General features: G+C 44.9%; 17 protein-coding genes. 7 read left to right on the top strand and 10 right to left on the bottom strand.

The genetic code is table 11. From position 1 onward, the window contains the following. Positions 1-55 precede the first annotated feature (55 nt). From INQ51_RS07560 to INQ51_RS07575, 4 genes are all read right to left on the bottom strand, one after another. The gene (locus INQ51_RS07560; protein ID WP_233377342.1) at positions 56-1,711 is read right to left on the bottom strand and encodes an AMP-binding protein; all 1,656 of its coding nucleotides are present in this window, start codon (positions 1,709-1,711) and stop codon (positions 56-58) included. A 12-nt stretch (positions 1,712-1,723) separates the two neighbouring features. After that, complete coding sequence (locus tag INQ51_RS07565) at positions 1,724-2,275, bottom strand: helix-turn-helix domain-containing protein (RefSeq protein ID WP_233377343.1); 552 nt, start codon at positions 2,273-2,275, stop codon at positions 1,724-1,726. A gap of 888 nt (positions 2,276-3,163) precedes the next feature. Continuing rightward, a complete protein-coding gene (gene malQ, locus INQ51_RS07570) occupies positions 3,164-4,648 on the bottom strand; it encodes a 4-alpha-glucanotransferase (RefSeq protein ID WP_233377344.1) in 1,485 nt (494 codons plus the stop codon). Next, complete coding sequence (locus INQ51_RS07575; protein WP_233377345.1) at positions 4,635-5,738, bottom strand: Gfo/Idh/MocA family protein; 1,104 nt, start codon at positions 5,736-5,738, stop codon at positions 4,635-4,637. The genes malQ and INQ51_RS07575 overlap by 14 nt, the downstream gene beginning before the upstream one ends. A gap of 180 nt (positions 5,739-5,918) precedes the next feature. Here INQ51_RS07575 and INQ51_RS07580 point away from each other — a divergent pair, with 180 nt between their 5' ends. Next, the gene (locus tag INQ51_RS07580; RefSeq protein ID WP_233377347.1) at positions 5,919-7,175 is read left to right on the top strand and encodes a M14 family metallopeptidase; all 1,257 of its coding nucleotides are present in this window, start codon (positions 5,919-5,921) and stop codon (positions 7,173-7,175) included. Then, positions 7,172-7,996: a glycoside hydrolase family 16 protein gene (locus INQ51_RS07585; protein ID WP_233377348.1), complete on the top strand. Its 825-nt coding sequence runs from the start codon at positions 7,172-7,174 to the stop codon at positions 7,994-7,996. Before INQ51_RS07580 ends, INQ51_RS07585 begins: the two co-directional genes overlap by 4 nt. A gap of 52 nt (positions 7,997-8,048) precedes the next feature. Here the strand turns inward: INQ51_RS07585 and INQ51_RS07590 are convergent, their stop codons facing one another. Continuing rightward, a complete protein-coding gene (locus INQ51_RS07590; protein WP_233377349.1) occupies positions 8,049-10,133 on the bottom strand; it encodes a S9 family peptidase in 2,085 nt (694 codons plus the stop codon). Positions 10,134-10,274: 141 nt separating this feature from the next. Then, positions 10,275-10,979, bottom strand: coding sequence for a hypothetical protein (locus tag INQ51_RS07595; RefSeq protein ID WP_233377350.1), 705 nt, complete (start codon positions 10,977-10,979; stop codon positions 10,275-10,277). 169 nt (positions 10,980-11,148) lie between these two features. Between INQ51_RS07595 and INQ51_RS07600 the strand changes: the two genes are divergently transcribed. From INQ51_RS07600 to INQ51_RS07610, 3 genes are read left to right on the top strand one after another with little or no spacing between them, the layout of a single operon-like run. Further along, the gene (locus INQ51_RS07600) at positions 11,149-11,727 is read left to right on the top strand and encodes a glutaredoxin domain-containing protein (protein ID WP_233377351.1); all 579 of its coding nucleotides are present in this window, start codon (positions 11,149-11,151) and stop codon (positions 11,725-11,727) included. Between the two features lie 11 nt (positions 11,728-11,738). Next, on the top strand, positions 11,739-12,245 hold the full coding sequence (locus INQ51_RS07605) for a thioredoxin family protein (RefSeq protein ID WP_233377353.1): 507 nt from the start codon (positions 11,739-11,741) through the stop codon (positions 12,243-12,245). Between the two features lie 30 nt (positions 12,246-12,275). Further along, complete coding sequence (locus tag INQ51_RS07610; RefSeq protein WP_233377354.1) at positions 12,276-12,563, top strand: co-chaperone GroES; 288 nt, start codon at positions 12,276-12,278, stop codon at positions 12,561-12,563. 116 nt (positions 12,564-12,679) lie between these two features. Here the strand turns inward: INQ51_RS07610 and INQ51_RS07615 are convergent, their stop codons facing one another. The 3 genes from INQ51_RS07615 to pruA form a co-directional block, all read right to left on the bottom strand. Continuing rightward, positions 12,680-13,270 (bottom strand): YqgE/AlgH family protein, encoded by a 591-nt coding sequence (locus tag INQ51_RS07615; protein WP_119438195.1) that lies wholly within the window; start codon positions 13,268-13,270, stop codon positions 12,680-12,682. An 85-nt stretch (positions 13,271-13,355) separates the two neighbouring features. Beyond that, positions 13,356-13,661, bottom strand: coding sequence for an FtsB family cell division protein (locus INQ51_RS07620; protein WP_119438194.1), 306 nt, complete (start codon positions 13,659-13,661; stop codon positions 13,356-13,358). A gap of 102 nt (positions 13,662-13,763) precedes the next feature. Beyond that, a complete protein-coding gene (pruA, locus tag INQ51_RS07625; RefSeq protein WP_233377355.1) occupies positions 13,764-15,401 on the bottom strand; it encodes an L-glutamate gamma-semialdehyde dehydrogenase in 1,638 nt (545 codons plus the stop codon). 451 nt (positions 15,402-15,852) lie between these two features. Between pruA and INQ51_RS07630 the strand changes: the two genes are divergently transcribed. Beyond that, positions 15,853-17,820 (top strand): ATP-binding protein, encoded by a 1,968-nt coding sequence (locus INQ51_RS07630; protein ID WP_233377357.1) that lies wholly within the window; start codon positions 15,853-15,855, stop codon positions 17,818-17,820. Positions 17,821-17,956: 136 nt separating this feature from the next. Here INQ51_RS07630 and INQ51_RS07635 read toward each other — a convergent pair whose 3' ends face one another. After that, positions 17,957-19,243, bottom strand: coding sequence for a DUF5103 domain-containing protein (locus INQ51_RS07635; protein WP_233377359.1), 1,287 nt, complete (start codon positions 19,241-19,243; stop codon positions 17,957-17,959). A 423-nt stretch (positions 19,244-19,666) separates the two neighbouring features. Here INQ51_RS07635 and INQ51_RS07640 point away from each other — a divergent pair, with 423 nt between their 5' ends. Beyond that, positions 19,667-21,013 carry a Na(+)-translocating NADH-quinone reductase subunit A gene (locus tag INQ51_RS07640; protein WP_233377361.1) on the top strand — a complete coding sequence of 449 codons (1,347 nt, stop codon included), beginning with the start codon at positions 19,667-19,669 and terminating at the stop codon, positions 21,011-21,013. Positions 21,014-21,040: the final 27 nt, after the last annotated feature.

Genomic DNA, 21,040 nt, shown 5'->3' on the forward strand with positions numbered 1-21,040 from the left:
CGTTAAACTCAGAAACTAATAATGTTTTCATTTCTGTTGAATTCCGGGAAATCATTTATCGGCGATCGCGGGCACGGATTTCCACGCGGCGGATTTTGCCACTGATCGTTTTAGGCAACTCCTCTACAAATTCAATTACCCGTGGGTATTTATACGGTGCCGTTACCTGTTTTACATGGTCCTGTAGTTCTTGCGCCAGACCTTCTCCGGCCTGCTCTTTGTATTCCTTCGCCAAAACAACAGTAGCTTTTACCACCTGTCCGCGAATTTCATCCGGAACACCGGTAATCGCACATTCCACCACTGCCGGGTGCGTCATCAAGGCACTTTCCACCTCGAACGGGCCGATGCGGTAACCCGAACTTTTGATCACATCGTCGGCGCGGCCCACAAACCAGAAATAGCCATCCTCATCTTTCCACGCCAGATCGCCGGTGTAATAAATCCCTTCCGACATGGCTTCGTCGGTCAGTTGCTGGTTCCGGTAATATCCCTTAAACAGCCCCGTCGGATAACTTTTATCGTAGCGGATCACGATCTGTCCCTGTTCACCGGCTTCTGCCGGACGTCCGTCAGAAGTAAGCAGTTCCATCTCGTAATGAGGACTGGGAAGGCCCATCGAACCGGGTTTGGGTTCCACCCAGGGCGAGGTAAACACCGAAAGCGTGGTTTCGCTTTGCCCGTAACCTTCACGCAGTTTAATGCCGGTTAACTGGTAAAACCGGTTGTAAACTTCCGGGTTCAGCGCCTCTCCTGCAATCGTGCACCATTCGAGCGCCGACAGATCGTACCGACTCATGTCTTCACGGATCAGAAAGCGAAAAATAGTCGGTGGTGCACACAACGAAGTTACCCGGTGCTTCGAAAGCACTTCCAGAATGGCCGATGGCGTAAATTTTTCATGATCGTACACAAACACGCTCGCTCCCACCAGCCACTGTCCATAGAGTTTTCCCCAAACCGCCTTTAGCCAGCCGGTATCGGCAATCGTCAGGTGCAAACTGTTTGGGTGCAGGTTCTGCCAGTATTTTGCCGTAACAATGTGCCCCAGCGGATACACACTATCGAGCACCACCATTTTCGGATCGCCGGTGGTTCCCGAAGTAAAACTCACAATAATCGGATCACTGTTTTTAGTTGGTTCCGCCGGACGTTCAAAAGGCTTGGCTTGTTCAATTCCCTGCTGAAAATCTTCCCAGCCTTCGGGAACAAGCGGGCCAATCGAAATCAGGTGCTCCACCGAAGGAGACTGCGGCATGGCAGCATTTACATGACCGATGATCAGCTCGTCGCCATCGCAAACAATGGCTTTAATCGTTGCCGCATTGGCACGGTAAACGATGTCCTTTTGGGTCAGCAGGTGGGTTGCAGGAATAATTACCGCCCCGATCTTGTGCAGTGCGATAATGGTAAACCAAAACTCCACCCGGCGTTTTAAAATCGCCATCACCATATCGCCCTTTCCTATTCCGAGCGACGCAAAATACCCCGCCGTACGGTCGGTTATTTCCTTTAGCTCGCCAAAGGTAAAACTGCGGCATGCTCCCTGGTCGTTGGTCCACAGCAAAGCTCTTCGGTGCGGGTCCTGTGCCGCCCATTCGTCCACCACGTCGTAAGCGAAATTGAAATCTTCGGGGACAATCAGTTCATAGTTGGCCTTAAAATCTTCGAAATCAGTAAAGGTCGTCTGTTTTAAATATTTCTCAATCATGCCTTTCTGTTTTTAAAAAATAGCTGCGAGAAACCGCACTGTTTTTCCATCGAGCGCCTTCATTCCATGCGGAAGCGTGGCATCAAAATACAAACTGTCGCCTTCGTTCAGCACCAGTTCATGCCCGCCAACCGTCAGGAGCATTCGTCCTTCCAGCACCAGGTTAAATTCCTGCCCGTTGTGGCTGTTTAAATGCACCGGTTTTTCCTCTTCCGGCTCCACGGTTACAATAAAAGGATCGGCTTTTCGCCCCACAAACCCCGCAGCAAGTGCCTGGTATTTATAAGCTTTCGAGCGTTCGATGGCAGGTCCCTGCCCCGCCCTGGTAAGAAAATATGATTTCATGTTGGGCTCGTCGCCAAACAACAAAGTTGTTAAACCCACCTGGTATTTTTTCGACACGTTTTGCAGCACGCCAATCGGAATATCGGTTTTCCCGCTTTCGTACCCCAGATAATCCTCTACCGAAACCTGGCAGGTTACAGCCATTTCCTCCACCGGGATATCCAGCACCTCGCGCAAGCCACTTAGCCGTAATGCAATTTCGCGAATCTGTTCGTTCATAATGGTTTTAATTGATTTAGTTTTCGCTAAATATACTTGTTTTGCCCGATAAACAGGGACCTTCAGCCCGTAAGTTATCTCCTGTCTTTACAAATAAATCAGAAATGAGCAAGAAGCTGCAAGCCACTAGCCACGAGCTGCGAGTCATTGGCAATTGAATATTGAATATTGATCATTGAAAATTGATCATTGAAAATTCAGTCCATCAGTCACAATGCGGAAATGCATAAATGCTTAAATACTAGAATAAGCTATGAGCTGTGAGCTAAGAGCCGCGAGTTTTTGAACATTGAGGATTGAAAATTCTGCAATCAACAATCGTTAATCATCATTCGAAAATCAACACCCTCGCGAAAATGCTAAAATAAGCTATGAGCCGTGAGCTGCGAGCCGTTGGCAATAAACAGAATCCGGAGGATTCAAATGTTGATAGCAAAAATGATGAATCGCGAATACGACTCCGGCCGGAGTCGCACAAACGCATTTCTGTCCAAGCTATAAACATGTGATACCTCCGGTATCGGAAAACCAGTATGGAAATCCGAGTAACTACCGCATCCCGTACCAACAGCCACTTTCAGCGCTTTTCAAACCTCGGGCAACATAGAAATCCTCTTGGGAACAGGAGTTTTTACCCAGGTAATCAGCCTGATTACCTCCGGGATTATAGAGATTACCTTAAGGATCAAAGCAATCCTTTAGGTAAAAGCTATGGTTACCGTGGTATCGGAACCATTACCTCCAGGATGATAGAGATTACCTTGGGTAGCGAAACAATCCTTTTGGTAAAATCTATGATCCTCTTGGGTAAGAAAGCAATTACCTTGGGGAGCAAGCCCATCCCCTGCTTTCGCAAAGCAAAAAACGGTTTAGGTAACCTTTTGAGCTTTACCTATTATATTTCCCGGTTAACGATTTCAGCAATCCTTTCTGATGGGTTTTTAAATCGCTCCAGCGAAACCGCCAGGCCCAGTTTCCGCTGGGTATTCCGGGCGTATTCATCCGGGCTTCTTCACCCAGTTCCAGCACATCCTGCATGGGAACCACGGCAGTTCGTGCCACCGAAGCCAGCGCCATTTCCAGCAACTCCGCCAAAGCTTCCTTGCCTTCGCCTTTCAGGTATTGCTTCACGCAACGCTTCTCCTCGCCTTCGAGTGCATTTAGCCAGCCAAGTGTCGTATTGTTGTCGTGCGTGCCGGTGTACACTACAAAATTCTTCCCGTAGTTATGCGGCAGGTCCTTGTTTTCAGCATCGGTAGTAAAAGCAAATTGCAACACTTTCATTCCAGGCAATCCAAAGTCTTCGCGCAGTTTGTCCACCTCGGGAGTGATGATCCCCAGATCTTCGGCAATAAACAGCAGTTTTCCCAAATGACTTTTGATCAAACTCAGCAGGTTGTGGCCATGCGCCGGAATCCACTCGCCGTTGATGGCTGTTTGTTCGCCGGCCGGCACCGACCAGAAAGACTCCAGTCCGCGAAAATGATCGATCCGTACCAGGTTAAACATCCGCAGGTTAAAGTGCAGCCGCGCGGCCCACCAGTCGTAACCGCGCTTTTGCAGGCGCTCCCAGTCAAAAACAGGGTTTCCCCACAACTGTCCGGTTTCCGAAAAATAATCGGGCGGAACACCACCCACTTCTGTCGGTTGCAAGTTTTCGTCGAGCACAAAAATATCGGTGTTCGCCCACACATCCGCACTATCGCCCGAAACATACAAAGGCACATCGCCCAGAATTTCCACACCGTTTTCGTTGGCATAAGCTTTCAAACCGTGCCACTGCCTGAAAAACACAAACTGCAAAAACTTCCGGAATTCAATTTCTTCGGCCAGCTCCTGTTTCAAAGCATTCAACCCGGCTTCTTCCCTGAACTTAATGGCACGTGGCAAAAGGTGCCAGTCGTCGTTGTTGAAATGCTGTTTGGCAGCCATAAACAAAGCATAATCACCCAGCCACCAGTTGTGTTCGTCCAGAAAACGTCCGTATTCATCGCGGTACCGATCAAAATTTCGATCCCGGAATACCTGAAAAGCGTTGCGAAGCAAAGGCATTTTCCAGCGTTCCACTTTATCAAAATTCACTTCTTTTGCCGGAAACCGCGGAACTGCGGCCAGGTCTTCATTCGGAATTAAACCTTCTTCGCTTAATACTTTCAGATCGATCAACAGCGGATTACCCGCAAAAGCGGAGTAACACTGGTAGGGCGAATTTCTATATCCCACAGGCCCCAGCGGAAGTATCTGCCAGATTTTTTGCCCTGTTTCTTTCAGAAAATCGACAAACTTAACAGCTTCCGCTCCCAGCGTTCCAATCCCCTCCTTCCCCGGCAGGGAAGTAATGTGCAGCAATATTCCGCTTTTACGCTTGTTCATTTTTGAATTTCTTTCTGAAAGTGGTCAAATGATCGGCAGTCTCCCGCACAATGCGTTGCACCGCCAGTCCGTGGCGCAAATCGGCAATATTGGCGGCAGCATCATCACCCGAGAAAAACAGGTAGTGCGCATGCACCAACGAACGCAACCATCCCGGAGGCACGTGCCCCGACGGGAAGCTGGTGATCGGTTTGTAATGGCTGCCCACGATCTGTTTTACCCACTGATTGGAGCCTTCGAGGTAATATTCGTAATATTCGGAGTGTTGAGAAGAATAGCGAAAAGCACCTTTTTCAGCATAAATTTCGAGGTGTACCAAATCGCCGGAGCCAGAACTGATGCGGCTTGCCGACATGTTGCCAACCGCGCCGGTTTGCGGTTCGAACAACGACAGCGAACTAAACAGGTCGGAACCGGCAGGAACGCCTTCAAAATCGCCCGCCTGCAAAGCACTGGCAATCTGAATCTCTTCTCCCATAAAAGCCATTAACAGGCTGATTCCGTGAGAGCCCAGATCGGCCATTGCACCGCCATCGGGTGCCGGAGTAAGGCGCGTTACCCTTTTTTTGCGGTATTCCTCGTGCAGGTAATCGCCGTGGTAATATTTCAAATCAAAATGAATGGGTTTGCCCAGTACTCCCGATTTCCAGAAGTTCAAGCCTTCACGCACCGCCGAAGTTTGCAAATATTGAAATCCCACCTGGATCTTCACTGACGAACCGGCATCTGCCAGTAATTCCTTCATTTTTTGCTCCTCTTCCAACGACGAACACACCGGTTTTTCAAGATAAATATATTGGATACCCGGCATTTTCAATGCTTTTTCAAAATGCTCGAAATGGACTTTATTGGGCCCCAGAATAAATACGGCATTGAGTTTTGGGTTGGCAAAAAAAGCTTCCGGACTTTGCGCCTCACGAAAACCATACTTTTGCGCAAACCGCTCCCTGCTTTCGGGCCTTGCCGAAGATACCGATTCCAGAATAATCTCGGGAATCTCATTGTAATAAAATTTTAAAGCCTCGATCGCATAAACATGTGCCTGCGCAATGCCTCCTGCCCCTATAAAACCAACGTGTATTTTTTGCATTTTTTCATTTAATTGATTGTGTTGCAAAATTAAAGTTTTGAATGAAAATGCTTAGCTTTAACCAAAATTATGATACAGCTACCAAAAGAGCTGAATAATCTAAGCCTGCTAATGAAGTAAACGAAACAACAATCCTTTACTTTTTTATGTTTAGTCATTAAAATCATTATTCTGATTGGTATGGTGAAACGATGGTATTATTTCATTTTTCTTTGGGCCATTTTCTGGTCGTGTGGAGATAAACAATGGAAAGGCCAGGAACCTATTCAGCGGGTAAATACCGAAACCCGCCCAATTCAATATCAATGGAAGAAAACATATCACATTGGGAAAGGGCTGCACTTTTCAAATGAATTTGACGGCGCCCGTTTGAATGGCATTGCCATGACCGGTGAAGACCATGTAACGGTATTGATCACGCCCGAAAATACGCCGGTTAACGCCAGCCCGTGGTATGCATTTAAGGTTTGGAGCGACACCCCAAGAAACATCCGTGTAAAAATTACTTACAACGAAGGGGGCAGTCATCGTTACTATCCCAAACTGAGCCGCGACCGAAAAACCTGGGCAAAAATTGATTCGGCCAGCTATCGTCTTGACTCGATTTCGATTTCCCGAAAGCTTGCACCTACGTTTTGTGAGTTTGATGTTTCGGTAAGCCCCGATACCACCTGGATTGCCGCCCAGGAGCTGATTGTTTCGAAAGACATCGACCGCTGGGAAGCGCAACTGGACACATTTTCGTTTGTAACACAACAGGAAATAGGCAAAAGCCGGAACGGGAAATCCATCAGCCTCTTGCAAATTGGCAACCCGGAAAGCAAGAAAATGGTGATGATCCTGTCGAGACAGCACCCACCGGAAGTTACCGGCTGGCTGGCCATGAAAGCCTTTGTGGAGCGTCTGTGTGCTTCCGATTCACTCACCCAAAGCTTCCGAAACGAATACCTGACCTATGTCGTTCCGTGCGTAAACCCCGACGGGGTGGACCTCGGGCACTGGCGGCACAATGCCGGTGGCATAGACCTGAACCGCGACTGGGAAGCTTTCCGGCAGCCGGAAACCCAGCTTATCCGCCGGTTTATGCAGGACAAAGTCATTAAGGGAGGTAAATTCTATTTGTCCATCGATTTTCACTCCACCATTGAGGATATTTACTATACCATTTTCCCCAAGCTGAACGGCAACATGCCCGGATTGGTTCCGAAAATAATAGCGGCCACTGCTGAACAGATACCTGGCTACATACCTAACGTCAAGCCCAACGAAAAGGATGCTCTTCACATCAGCTCTTCTGAATCAATTTTTCATGCCTTTCATGCCGAGGCTTTCACCTATGAAGTAGGCGACGATACACCCCGCGATCTGATTCAGAAAAAAGGCGAGGCAACGGCTGCTTCTTCAATGCAATTGTTACTAAAACCAGAGTCAAAATGAAATTATTTCCTGTTATCCTGTTCTTACTCCTCTTCACTTCCTGTAATCAGCAAAAACCGTATACAGTCGAAAACCGGTACATTTTTATACAGAATGCCAACCGCAGCGAGAAAGAATGGGAGCTGGTTTGGAAAGATGACTTTAACACCACAGAACTAGATACCCAGAAGTGGACAAAAATACCTCCCAACAATGCCGACTGGGGAAAACACATGTCGGATGATCCGGCTTGCTATTCTTTCAAAAACGGGTGCATTTATTTGAATGGTATTCAGAATACGGACACCATCAGCGATTCGCGCCCTTATTTAACCGGAGGGATCTATACCAAGGGGAAATTTGCTTTTCAGTACGGGAAAATTGAAATATGTGCGCGGCTTGAAAATGCACGTGGCGCGTGGCCTGCCATGTGGATGCTGGCGGAACAAAAGAAATACGGTAATTATCCGCGAAACGGAGAGATCGACATAATGGAACACCTGAATTACGAAACCAAAATATACCAGACCACGCATTCGTATTACACACTCGAACTTGGACAGAAAGACAATCCGCCGCATGGTGGCACCGCCGAAATCGATACGGCTGCTTTTAACGTGTTCGGGCTGGCATGGTATCCCGACAGACTCGAGTTTTTATTGAACGGGGAAAATACCTTTACCTATCCGCGGGTTGCGGATGTTGATTCCACACAGTGGCCCTACGATCAGCCCTTTTACATCCTGATCGACCAGCAGCTTGGCGGTTCCTGGGTGGGCGAAATCACCCCCGAAGACCTGCCGGTGAGCATGATCGTTGATTGGGTGAAGGTGTACCAATAAAAAAATCGCCACCCTCTTACAGATGACGATTCTTTTTATACTTTGAAATCGTTTATTTCAAATACTTGTCCAGCCAGTTAAAGAAAACGCGCTGCCACAAAATTCCGTTTTGCGGTTGCAGTACCCAGTGGTTTTCTTCGGGCAAATACAGCATTTGTGCAGGCACACCGTGCAATACTGCCGCATTAAATGCCGCCATTCCCTGCTCTGCCGGAACACGGTAATCTTTTTCGCCCTGTACGATCAGAATCGGAGTATCCCAATTCTGAACATATTTGTGAGGCGAAAAGGAGTAAGAACGCTGTGCGGCAGCATTGGTTTTATCCCAGTAAGCGCCGCCGTAATCCCAGTTTACAAACCACATTTCTTCGGTCGAGGTGTACATGTGCTCGAAGTTAAAAATACCGTCGTGCGCAATAAAGGCTTTGAAACGCCCTTCGTGATGACCGGCCAGATACATCACCGAGAAACCGCCATAGCTGGCACCTACCGCACCCAGATGTGTTTCATCCACATAAGGTTCTTTGGCCATTACATCGATGGCCGTTAGCAAGTCTTCAATATTCTGGCCACCATAATCTTTTGAGATCTGCTCGTTCCATTCCTGACCAAAACCGGGTAATCCTCTGCGGTTGGGCGCTACAATAATGTAATCGTTGGCCGCCATCATCTGGAAATTCCAGCGGTACGACCAAAACTGGCTTACGGTTCCCTGCGGACCGCCTTGGTTGTACAGCAAAGTCGGGTATTTTTTTGCAGGGTCGAAATGTGGTGGGTAAATCACCCAAACAGCCATTTGTTTTCCGTCGGTGGTTTCCATCCAACGCTTTTCTACTTTTCCCATGGTCAGCTGATCCAGGATACCTTTATTTACGGTTGTCAAAGCTTCATCTTTGCCGGTTACCGGGTCAACCAAATAAAGTTCTGCCGGTTGCGACATCGAAACCTTTTCAGCCAAAAGTTTATCTCCTACCGGCGTTGCGCTGTGGTAATCGTGCACGCCATTTGTCAAGCGTGCAATGGAACCATCCGCCAAATCGAGCCGGTGAATTTCTTCGGTAGCATGAATATCGCTGATAAAATAAATGGATTTGCTGTCGGCACTCCAATTCAGGCCGGCTGCATTCTGATCAAAATGTTCGGAATAGTCTTTTTTCTCGCCTGTTTCAAGATCGGCAACAAACAGCCGCACTTTGTCGGCCTCGTAACCGTCGCGCTCCATGCTTTCCCAGGCCATGTATTTGCCATCGGGCGAAAACACCGGGTTCTGATCGTACCCCATCATTCCTGAAGTGAAATTGATGGTTTTCCCGGTTTCGATGTTGTACAAATAAATATCAGAGTTGGTTGAAAGCGCGTATTCTTTCCCCACCTTCTTCTTACAGGTGTATGCAATGGTCTTACTGTCGGTACTCCAAACCACTTGTTCGGTGCCGCCAAAAGGCTTCATTGGTGCATCAAAACGCTCGCCTTCCATAATGTCTTTTCCTTCGCGGATCTTTCCTGAATAGTCGGCCACAAAAATGTGCTGATAGGTATAATCGTGCCAGGTATCCCAGTGACGGTACATAATATCGTTTTCAATTCGTGCATTGGCTTTTGGCAGGTCAGGAAAAAGATCCTGAACGCTCGGATCAAGCTTTACGCTCTTCAGGTAGTAAATTTTTGCCTGGTCGGGCGAATACTGAAATCCGAAAATTCCGCCTTCAATATCCGAGATCTGTTTGGCGCTGCTTCCGTCGGGGTTCATTTCCCACATTTGCACACTGCCCGAAGCACCCGATAAATATCCGATCTTCTTCCCGTCGGGCCGCCAAACAGCGTTCGATTCGTTCCCTACCGAGTTGGTGATGTTCGTTGCTTCACCACCCGACACCGGAACAGTGTAGACATCCCGGTAGGACTTGTTCTCTTCAATGTTGTAATAAGTAACCGTGTAAAGCACTGTTTTCCCATCGGGTGAAACCTGTGCGCCACCCAGCCGGCCAAACGACCACAGTACTTCCGGTGTCATTTTGTCGGACTCAAGGACAGGGGTTTCAGGAACGTAGTTTTTTGTTGTTTCCTTTACCTGTTGTTTTTGCTGGCAACTGTACAAAAGTACCGTCAGCATAAAAATTGTTGCGATAGTTCTCATCATATTTATTTCGAAATGAAGTTTCAAATTAAATAAAATACAGGCAGCTTAACAATGATTACTACCATCATTATCAACAAAAAAAGAGGTACCTCACGATACCTCTTCCCTAATTCTAATCGAATGTTTAATTGTTTATGGCTATGGCAACTCGAGATCAGAATAGTTGAACACCTTTTTGTAAGTGTGGTCTACATCTTCATAGTCAGTGGTTGTAACCTCCACTTTAATGGAATCCATTCCTTCCACACGCAATTGGTTCAAACTAAACGACACGAATGCCGAATACGGGTAAGACTCTGCGTCGCCGTTGGCATTATGACGCAATTCTAGTTTCACTGTTCCTTCTTCCGAAGACGTATTGTCAGGGTTGCTAACAAGGTTCAGGAAATGAACTTTGTGGTATCCCCAGTATTTTAACTGGAAATTCAACAAACTGTCTGTCATCCAAACATCCTGCACAATAATCGGATCGTTTCCAATACTATCGGCATTTTCAGGAGTCAGATCCAAGATTCCTTTTTTCAAAATCTTGCGTACTTCGTTCACCCTCACAAAATAAGTTGTGATCTTTCCGTTTTCGTCTTTATCATCCCCCAGTACGGTATAGTTGATCCAAACCCGCGACCCCGGTGTAAAATCATCATTCCATCCCGAATGATGATCCCAACCAATGGGTTTCAGTTTAGTGTCATCATCCATGGCAAAAACGGAAGTCCCATCTTCCTCCTGTAAAATCCCAAAACCTATCCAATAATTCCCCAATGAATATCCGTCATCATCATCGAGACACGATACGAGCGTAAAGCTCATCGCGATCAATAACCCAAATACTACTTTTTTCATCACTGTTTAATTTTAATTCTCATCACCAAGATTTAATTTCTGACCAAAAGGTTGCGTGAGCAGAAAAAAAAAATCTGCTTATTTATCATTTTGGAAGGTAAAAGCGCTGCTCAAACTATGGCACAACGTTTGTTATGTATACATCTAAATATTTACATATATTTGTCAAATGAAAGAAATTGACTCTTTTCAATCGTTAAAAAATGAACTGGCAAAGAACGAAAGTGTGTGGCTTTTGTTATTTAAAAAAGGCTCTGAACAAAGTGATTGTGCTTCTAAAAATTACAGCATGCTCGCCTCTGAGCCCATGAAAAAAGTTCTTTGTTTGGCTGATGTAAACCACGTTCGCGACATTCACCGGGAATACGGAGTAACAGGTGTTCCTTCTCTTTTATGTTTCGAAAAAGGGAAACTGAAAAACATTGTCAAGGGTTGTCAAAATCCGGAACAGTATAAAAACCTGGTAGTGCAGGCAGGCGCGGTTTCAAAAGAAAATGTAACTTCGAGAGCGCATAAAAACGTAATCGTTTACACCACTCCCACTTGCAGTTGGTGCACGGCGGTGAAACGGCATTTTCAGGAACACGGCATTGCTTACCGCGAAATAAACGTGGCTGCCGATCAAAAAGCGGCTGCCGAAATGATGAAAAAAAGCGGCCAGCAAGGAGTGCCGCAAACTGAAATAAACGGCCGGATGGTGGTAGGATTTGACAAAGCAACGATTAACAGTTTATTAGAAATAAATTAAATATAAATAAGATGAAAAAAACATTTTTAAGCATTGTTATTGCCGGTGGAATCCTGTTTGGATTTAGCAATTGTCAGGCAAAATCGGAAAACAAAAACGACAGTGAAAAGCCAGCTGTTAGTGCAGCCGCAGAAGAGGGAGGCAGTGTAAAGCTTACGAAAGCCATGTTCCTGGAAAAAGTATGGGACTATGAAGCATCGCCGCAGGAATGGAAATACAAGGGTGACAAACCGGCGCTTATCGATTTTTATGCCGACTGGTGTGGCCCGTGCCGCACAGCTGCCCCCATTCTGGAAGAAATTGCCAAAGATTACAACGGGAAAGTTCACATTTACAAGATTGATACACAAGTAGAACGCGAATTGGCTGCTGTTTTTGGCGTGAAAGGAATTCCGGCCTTTCTTTACATCCCGATGAGCGGCAAACCAACCATGACTTCGGGTATTGCACGCACCAAAGAAGACACAAAGAAGATGTTTGCACAAAACATAGATAAATTGCTTTTGGCGAATAATTAAAACGATATAATTTTAAAAATCACGTGTAAAATGAAAGAATTACAGCCCATTAACCAAAATGTGTTGTTGGAACTCACTGAAGACAAATCAGAGCAAACAACCGCTTCCGGGATTATTATTCCCGACTCTGCCAAAGAAAAACAGGAAGTTGCGAAGGTTGTCGCAATCAGTAACATCGAAAATGCAGAGATAGCACCTGGGGACGAGGTTCTTTACAAAAGGTATGCAGGTACCGAAATCGACTTCAACGGAAAAAAATTCCTGTTGCTGCCGTATTCCGAAATCCTGTCGAAAGTTGTAATAACCGAATCGATTTAAGCTGAATTCAGGATTTTACAAAATCTGTCAGAACATTTTTATACATCGACATACAAAGCCGTTCCTTTACCGGGATCGGCTTTTTTATTTGATCAAATAGAAAGTGATCTTAGAAATTAATTCATCGAAGGATTTTCCGGAAAGTTCTTCCAGACAGAATAGCGGGCTCCCGCCCTTTTAACAAAGCGAAACCAGGAATTGGGATCCATCTCTCCCATTACCGACTCCTGATCTACATCGGTAACCAGCCACGAATCATCTTTCAGTTCTTCTTCCAGCTGACCGGCATCCCAACCCGAATAGCCCAGGAAGAAACGTATCTCGGAAGAATCAATCGTTCCCAGCCGTATCTCCCGTTTTATCACTTCAAAGTCTCCGCCCCAGTACAGGTTACCCATCACATGGATACTTCCCGGTATGCGGTCGCCCAGCTTGTGAATAAAATAAATGGAATCGGTAGCCACCGGCCCGCCTAGATACACCTGGGTATCAAAATCGGGGAAATCGGGAAACGCTTCGTTGATCGGGAACTCGACCATTTTATTCAAAATAAAACCCACCGCCCCTTTTTCGCTGTACGTTACCAGCAATACCACCGAGCGGTTAAAATAGTTGCCCGACAAAAAAGGTTCAGCAATCAGAATACGCCCTTTTTGTGGTGCAACGTTGTTCGTTTTAATTTTGAATATGTCGAGATTACTAGCCATTTAACAGCAATATAAGAAAATATTACTATGCATCAAATAGTTGATTATTCTTACTGAGTAGAAACAGGCAGGCCCCAAAAATGTTCTATTCTTCCACAATTATGAAAACGTCTTCGTCGGGTTTGGACATGTAATACTGCTCCCTGGCAAATTTTTCCAGTTCAGCTTTTCCTTTGTGAAGTTCCTCGTATTTTCGTTTATCGGCAGCAATCCGCTCTTCGTAATACTCTTTTTGCTGAACCAGTTCGCTCAGCTGCCGCCGGTCTTTTAAATGACGCGTGATACTGTTTTCGTCGAAGAAAAGAATCCATACCAAAAAGACAACCGAAGCAATTAAATACTTATTGCCCAAAATTTTAGAAGCCCCCGACTGTAACAGTTCCCTGATCATTTATAACAGATTGATGCACAAAAATAAGGATCGTTTGGCTCAAAAAAAAGAGGAAGCGAATAATTCGATTCCTCTTTATGAACAACTTAAAGTTGGTATGTTTTATTCGTTATCCGGTTGAAAATTCGGATAGGTATATTCTACCGGTGGAACAAAGGTTTCCTTGATGGTACGGATAGAGGTCCAGCGAAGGAGGTTAAAGATCGAACCGGCTTTATCGTCGGTACCCGACCCACGTGCTCCGCCAAATGGCTGTTGTCCAACCACGGCTCCCGTTGGCTTGTCGTTGATATAGAAGTTACCGGCAGCATTTTCCAGGCGTTTGGTAATCTTCTCGATGTTGTAACGGTCTTGCGACATTACGGCACCTGTCAACGCATAAATCGATGTTTTGTCCAGAATGTCCAGTGTTTCATCCAGTTTTTCGTCGTCATAAACGTAAACGGTCAGCACTGGTCCGAACAACTCTTCCTGCATGGTAATATAATCCGGCTTCTTGGCAAGGATTACTGTTGGCTCGATAAAATAACCTACAGATTTGTCGCAATTTCCACCGAAAATCACTTCCGCATCTTTGTCTTCACGGGCACCGTCGATAAAACTTTTCAGTTTGTCAAACGAATCTTCATCGATTACCGCGTTAACAAAGTTGGTAAAATCTTCCGGCGGTCCCATTTTTACAGTGGCCAGCTCGGCGCCAAAAATCTCTTTTACTTCGGGCCAGATACTTTCAGGAACATAAACACGCGAAGCAGCAGAACATTTTTGCCCCTGGTACTCGAAAGCACCCCGCAACATGGCGATGGCAAGTGCCCGTTTGTTGACGGTGTTGTCAGCAAAAATGAAATCTTTTCCACCGGTTTCCCCTACAATTCTGGGATAAGTTTTGTATTTATAAATGTTCTCACCAATCTTTTTCCAAATGCTTTGGAAAACTCCCGTTGAACCGGTAAAATGAATTCCGGCAAAATCAGGATGCGTAAGAACGATATCTGCCACAGCAGGACCTGAAGCAAAAACCAGGTTGATAACACCATCCGGCAAACCGGCTTCCTGGAAAATCTCCATGATTACCCCGGCAGAATATACCGCCGTTTTCGAAGCTTTCCAAACAACCACATTCCCCATTAATGCAGGTGCCGCCGGAAGGTTACCGGCAATCGACGTAAAATTGAAAGGAGTTAAAGCGTATACAAATCCTTCCAGCGGACGGAATTCGTTGTAGTTCCACATTCCCTTGGCTGATTCCGGCTGAATTTTGTAGATATCAGTCATTACCTGTACCCCAAAGCGGAAGAAATCGGCCAATTCACAAGCGGCGTCAATCTCTGCCTGAAAAGCATTTTTTGATTGCCCCAGCATAGTGGCAGCATTGATTTTTGCACGGTAAGGGCCGGCAAGAAGATCGGCTGCTTTCAGAAAAATAGAGGCACGGTGTTGCCACGACATGTTCACCCATTTCTCACGTGCAACCAAAGCCGCATCAATCGCCATCTCCACATGCGAAGCATCTCCCTGGTTAAAATACCCCAGCGTGTGCTTAATATCGTGCGGAGGACACATCCGAACCTTACGATCGGTATAAACTTCCTTTCCTCCGATGATCATTGGTTGATCAATTTCCTGTGCACGCAATTCGGCTAATTTTGCCTGCAACTCTTTTCGCTCCGGCGATCCGGGAGCATAACTCAAAACCGGCTCGTTTTTGGCAACCGGTACATTAAAAATTCCTTTTGGCATAATTCTATTATTTTGTTACAAAATTCCTTCGTTTGCTACAAAACTATAAAATAGAGCCCGCTCAAATCATAACAAATATCAGGGCTTGCCAAAAACTACCCGGAATAGCCAATCCTCAACCAATTCCATTCCACATAAAACTTTCGTTCCCAGCCCGGTAAAATACTTTAGTGACTTTTATCACAATTTTACAGTGTTACCTAAACACCAATTAGGCAGATTAAACCAACTTTAAACAGAAGTTCCCAAATCCATTATTTTCACCAATGGAAATTATATATTAGCGAAATAAAATCTTCTGAATGTGATTTGACACATTTTTAATACCTTTACCTTATTGTTAAAAAGATTATCTAAAATATTGAGTGATAGGTTTTGGGCTGCGCTCCCTGAGGCTAAACAAAAGCAGCTTTTTCATCTGCTGATGATATGGAGTTCAATCGGCAGTATCATGCTTGCTATTTTGATAAGTCATCTTTTTGTTCCGAATGCAACTTTATGCCTGATCTGCGATTTTCTTTTGCTGGCAGCATCTGTTTTATCGGTCGTGTGTGTTCTGAATGGTAAAAATAACTGCGCCATCAACATCGTCTTTCTTACGCCGGTATTTATATACGGTTATTATATCTCTGAATTCAGCGCCCATCTCCCCCCGGTTGAAACCATTCATTTTTCAACCTGGTGGCTGATCGCAGGGCTCGTTTTTCTTTATTTCTTTTCCAACAACGACGGTAAAATTCTTCTTTACTTTTTATTGTCCATAGCAACCATTGGATTTCAATTATTCATAGCCGATCATTTACTGGATTCGTTCAGTTATTTTGATCCCATTGTTACCAATCCGTTTTTTGTTTTTCTTGCGTTTTTCCTGTCGACCTTTTATTTAAGGCGGCACTTTAATCACGCTATTGACCGTTTAAAAGACGCACTCCAGCGACAGACCGTAAGCTTAAACAGGGTTATTCAAAATTCTCCCTTCCTGATCTCACGCATTAGTGCCGAGCGCGACGAAGGCGGAAATGTGGTACGGTTGGCGATCGACAAAGTAAACAATGCCTTTGAAGCGGCTTTCAAACTTAACCTGCACGAAGTTCAGGGACAGGATGCACATTATGTTTTCAACCTTATCTTTAAAGGAAAACTGGACGTAAACAAAACGGTGCTTTTCAGCCGGAAGGGAATTTCGGAGATACAGGCGCCGCACATCGACAAATGGTTTAAAATCCACGTTATTAATCCAAGCTACAATCTTTACTACCTGATCTTTGAAGACATTACCAAGGTAAAAAAGAAAATGGCAGAACTGGAAGCCAACAAACGACGCTACAAAGTGCTGCTGGAAGCCATCCCCGACATTTTCTTTGTTATTGACAAGGACGGCGTTTACGAAGACTTTGTAATCAAGGAAAGCGACCTGTTTAAAGTGGAAGATGCCAACATTATCGGAAGTTCGATATTCAATACCGGTTTTCCCGAGAACCTGGCCAATAAAATATATGCCTGTATCCAGAATTGTATCCGGTCCAACTCAATCGAGAGCATCGAATATTCGCTGAATACACCCAACGGAACTTTTTTGTTTGAAATGCGACTGGCCAAGCTGAATGCGCATTCGGTTATTTCGGTCGCCCGGGATATTACTAAACGAAAAACCGCTGAATTCAAACTTGAAAAGGCATTGAAACGCGCCGAGGAATCGGACCGTTTAAAATCGGCTTTCCTGGCCAATTTATCGCACGAGATCAGGACACCGATGAACATCATCACCAACTTTACCCGGATGTTGTCGGACGCCGAAATGGAACAGTCCGACCGATTGGAGCTGACCGACGCCATCACCGAAAACGGGAAACAGTTGCTGAACATGATCGACAACACCATTCACCTCTCCAAAATTGAAACGGAAGCGATTGAGGTGAAGCATTCATTTTGCAGAATTAACGGGCTGCTACGCGACATTTACAACCAATACGCACCACACATCCCCGATTCAAAAGATGTTCGCATTCGCATGAACCTGGATGTGCACAACCCCGAGTTTGGCTTTAGCACCGACAACCAGCTATTAAAAGAAGCGTTGATGATCCTGCTCGACAATGCCGTAAAATATACCACCAAAGGAACCGTAACCATTGGTTACGAAATGATCAGGAACGAATACATAAAATTTGTGGTGGCTGATACCGGCATTGGTATCCCGAAAGAAGAGTCCGAAAACATCTTCAGTCGTTTTTACCGGATCCCCAATTCCATCAACCAAACTACCTCAGGCTCTGGAATCGGCCTGCCGATTGCCCAGCATTACGTGGCACTTTTGGGAGGCGAGCTTGAATTTGATTCCACCCTGGAACAGGGAAGCCAGTTTTGGTTCTCAATTCCATTCAGCGACGGGCAGGGTTATATGAAGATCGTAAGTTGATTCTCTTCCTTTCAGCACTTAGCCTCTTTCATTCCCTTCACCAACAAAGCAAAAATCGCAGGTATTTTCAGATGAGAAATATAGGCAACGTTGCTTTTGACATGACAACGCCCGGCCACTTAGATAGAGCACCTGCCTAAAACCTATTTACCACCGAATTTAACTGTCGATAGCCCACCAGTCGGTCGTAACGCCCGGCCAAATCGCGGTAATACACAAAAATCTGGTAATCATTCTCGGTTTCCCAAAAACTACCTTCGATATTGGTATGATCGGCTACCCGCGCCCCTTGCGGCACATACACATACATAAAATTATAGTAGCCTTGTTTTAACAGGAGTGTTAATTCATAGGTGCTGTTGTCGAAATTGTAGGTCATCTCGTTGCCTTTATTGGCGTTCCATTGGGTAAGTGCACCAAATACATTAACAGTTCCTCCTACCAGCGGCGATTCCATGGGCAAACTAAAATGAACAAACACATAATCACATTCGGTATCATAATCCCGTACTTCCTGATCCTGACTTTCGATGGAATACTTCCCGTTCATTTCCTTGTAAGGGAAAAACTTCTTATTGGCCCTGATTTCATCTGTTTTGAGTGTTTTGTGATAATAAGGGCGGAAGAAATCGGTGGAAAACACATTCTCACCGTTCAGGCGGTTAGAGCGAATATCGAAATACCGGAATTCGTTGCCTGCTTTGAAAACATTCTCGCGGTTATAGTCATACACCAATTGCCCGTCGCGGATATAAAGTGGCTTCAGGTTTTTTATGGCATTATCCCAGCGGTCGTTTTGCATGATCACCACTTTCACCTCTTCCTGCGGATTCAAAATCGCCAAGTTGGGATGGTTAATCGTAAAATCTATCTCCTGGCTTTCGCCTTTAAAAGCATCGGTAGTTGCCCGCCTGACAGTACCTGCAATATTTACCACATCTTCATAGATGTAAAATCTTTGCGTCAGTACAACTTTCTCTTTGTCGTTATCTTCAAATACCACCAGCACATAATTTCCTGAAACCTTGAATTGTACGTGATCGTTGGGCAGTACGATCTGATAATTGATATAGTCGAAAGTGGTATTAAACGACTTTGCATAATCATCCACCGGGTTTTCCGGGAAACCTTCGAGGTAATCGGGCTGCGGAATAAAACTCTCTTTCCAGTCGGCATCGCAATGGATGATGGTATAATAATAGTCTTTTACATCTGCCACAAGATCGTCAAATTTCATTACCAGCCGCTGGTCTTCGTTCAATCCCAAAACCGGATTCGACAAAACAAAACCCTCCCGAAACATTTTGGCCGACTTTATTTCTTCCTTGTAAACAGCTGTTTCGTAATAGAAATCGTTGGTTTGAGCATTCACAAAAGTGAACTGGGCCAAACACCCCATTATCAGAGTCAGGAATTTTCTCATTTTCAGTTGTATTTTATAATATGCCTCTCCAAATATCGGAGAAATAAAACCGGGCAGAAAACTACATAAAAAGTCAAACGAACTAAAGTTTAAACTGTTGCATGCCATCGCTTACAAAATAAAAATTCGTTCCGGTTTCATTTATTTTCTGCAAATATCAAATTTATGAATTTCAATTGAAAGCGGTAAGTCTGTCAAAATATATTCCAAAATACAATAAGCTCAAAAATGTTAATTTAATCTGAAGCCTTTTCCCCTGTTTGAAAAGAACTAAATGCACTGATTATTTGAAAGTTCTCAAATTCATTTAACTTATTAATATATTCATATACTTTGATAATAACTCTTTACTATTTCGCATTGTCTAACAGCAATTAATTATTACTTTTGCCAACCTGAAATAATTCTTAGTCTTAAATCAATATGTCAGAAGTGATTAGGTTAAAAAAAGGGCTGAACATTAAGCTAAAAGGCAGTGCTGAAAAGGTACTCGAAAAATTGCCGGTCCCGGCAACAGTCGCTCTGAAACCAACCGATTTTCCCGGACTTACTCCAAAACTCAGTGTTAAAGCCGAAGCCATTGTAAAGGCAGGCGATGCGCTTTTTTACGATAAATACCACCCTGAAATTGTCTTTACGGCCCCTGTTGGCGGTAAAGTGGTTTCAATCAACCGTGGTGAGCGTCGTAAAATTTTGGAAGTAGTAATTGAGACCGATAAAGATGCAGGTTCCGCTTCGTTTAAAAAAGCAGATCCGAATACTTTATCCGGAGAAGAGGTTAAAGAGCAGATTCTGAAAAGTGGTTTGTGGCCATTTATTAAAAAACGGCCGTACGGAGTGATTGCATCTCCCGATCAAAAACCATTATCGATTTACATTTCAACATTCGACACGGCGCCACTGGCACCCGATTACAATTTTGTAATTGCAGGACAGCTTGAGACGTTTCAGACCGGAGTAAATGCCCTTGCAAAACTTACCGAGGGAAAAGTTTACCTGGGAGTAAATGCGAACTCCGCATTTACCGGTGTTAAAAATGTAGAGATCAACACATTCGAAGGGCCGCACCCTGCCGGAAACGTTGGAGTACAAATTGCCAATACCCAGCCGCTTAACAAAGGCGAAGTGGTGTGGACATTAACCGTACAGGACGTTCTGCTGATCGGCCGTCTTTTTGAGACCGGAAATGTGGATTTCAGCAGAATTGTAGCGTTAACAGGCTCCGAAGTGTCAGCGCCTAAATATTACCAAACGGTAGTAGGTGCCCCGGTAGCTTCGCTTGTACAGGAAAGACTGGTGGAAGCTAATTACCATCTGCGTATTATCAGCGGAAACGTGCTTACCGGTAAAAAAGTAGGTCCTCAGCAATACTTTGGCTTCTACGACTCGCAGATAACTGTGATTCCGGAAGGTGATGAATACGAATTTATGGGCTGGGCTTCGCCTGGTTTTGATAAGTTCAGTGCATCCAAAGCATTCTTAGGCAAACTGTTCCCGAAAAAAGAATACACACTTAACGCCAATCTACACGGCGGCGAGCGTGCATTTGTTATGTCAGGTCAGTACGAAAAACTGGTTCCGATCGACATTCTGCCGGTTCACTTGTTGAAAGCGATCCTGGTAAACGATATCGATAAAATGGAGCAACTCGGTATTTACGAAGTAATAGAAGAAGACCTGGCTCTTTGTGAATATGCATGTACTTCAAAAGTTGAAGTGCAAAAGATTCTCCGCGATGGGATTAACGTTATGATTAAAGAACTTGGTTAATTTTTACACGTAATCAATTCAACCTTA

Origin of the sequence: Maribellus sp. CM-23, assembly GCF_021354595.1 — a bacterium.
GTDB lineage: Bacteria > Bacteroidota > Bacteroidia > Bacteroidales > Prolixibacteraceae > Draconibacterium.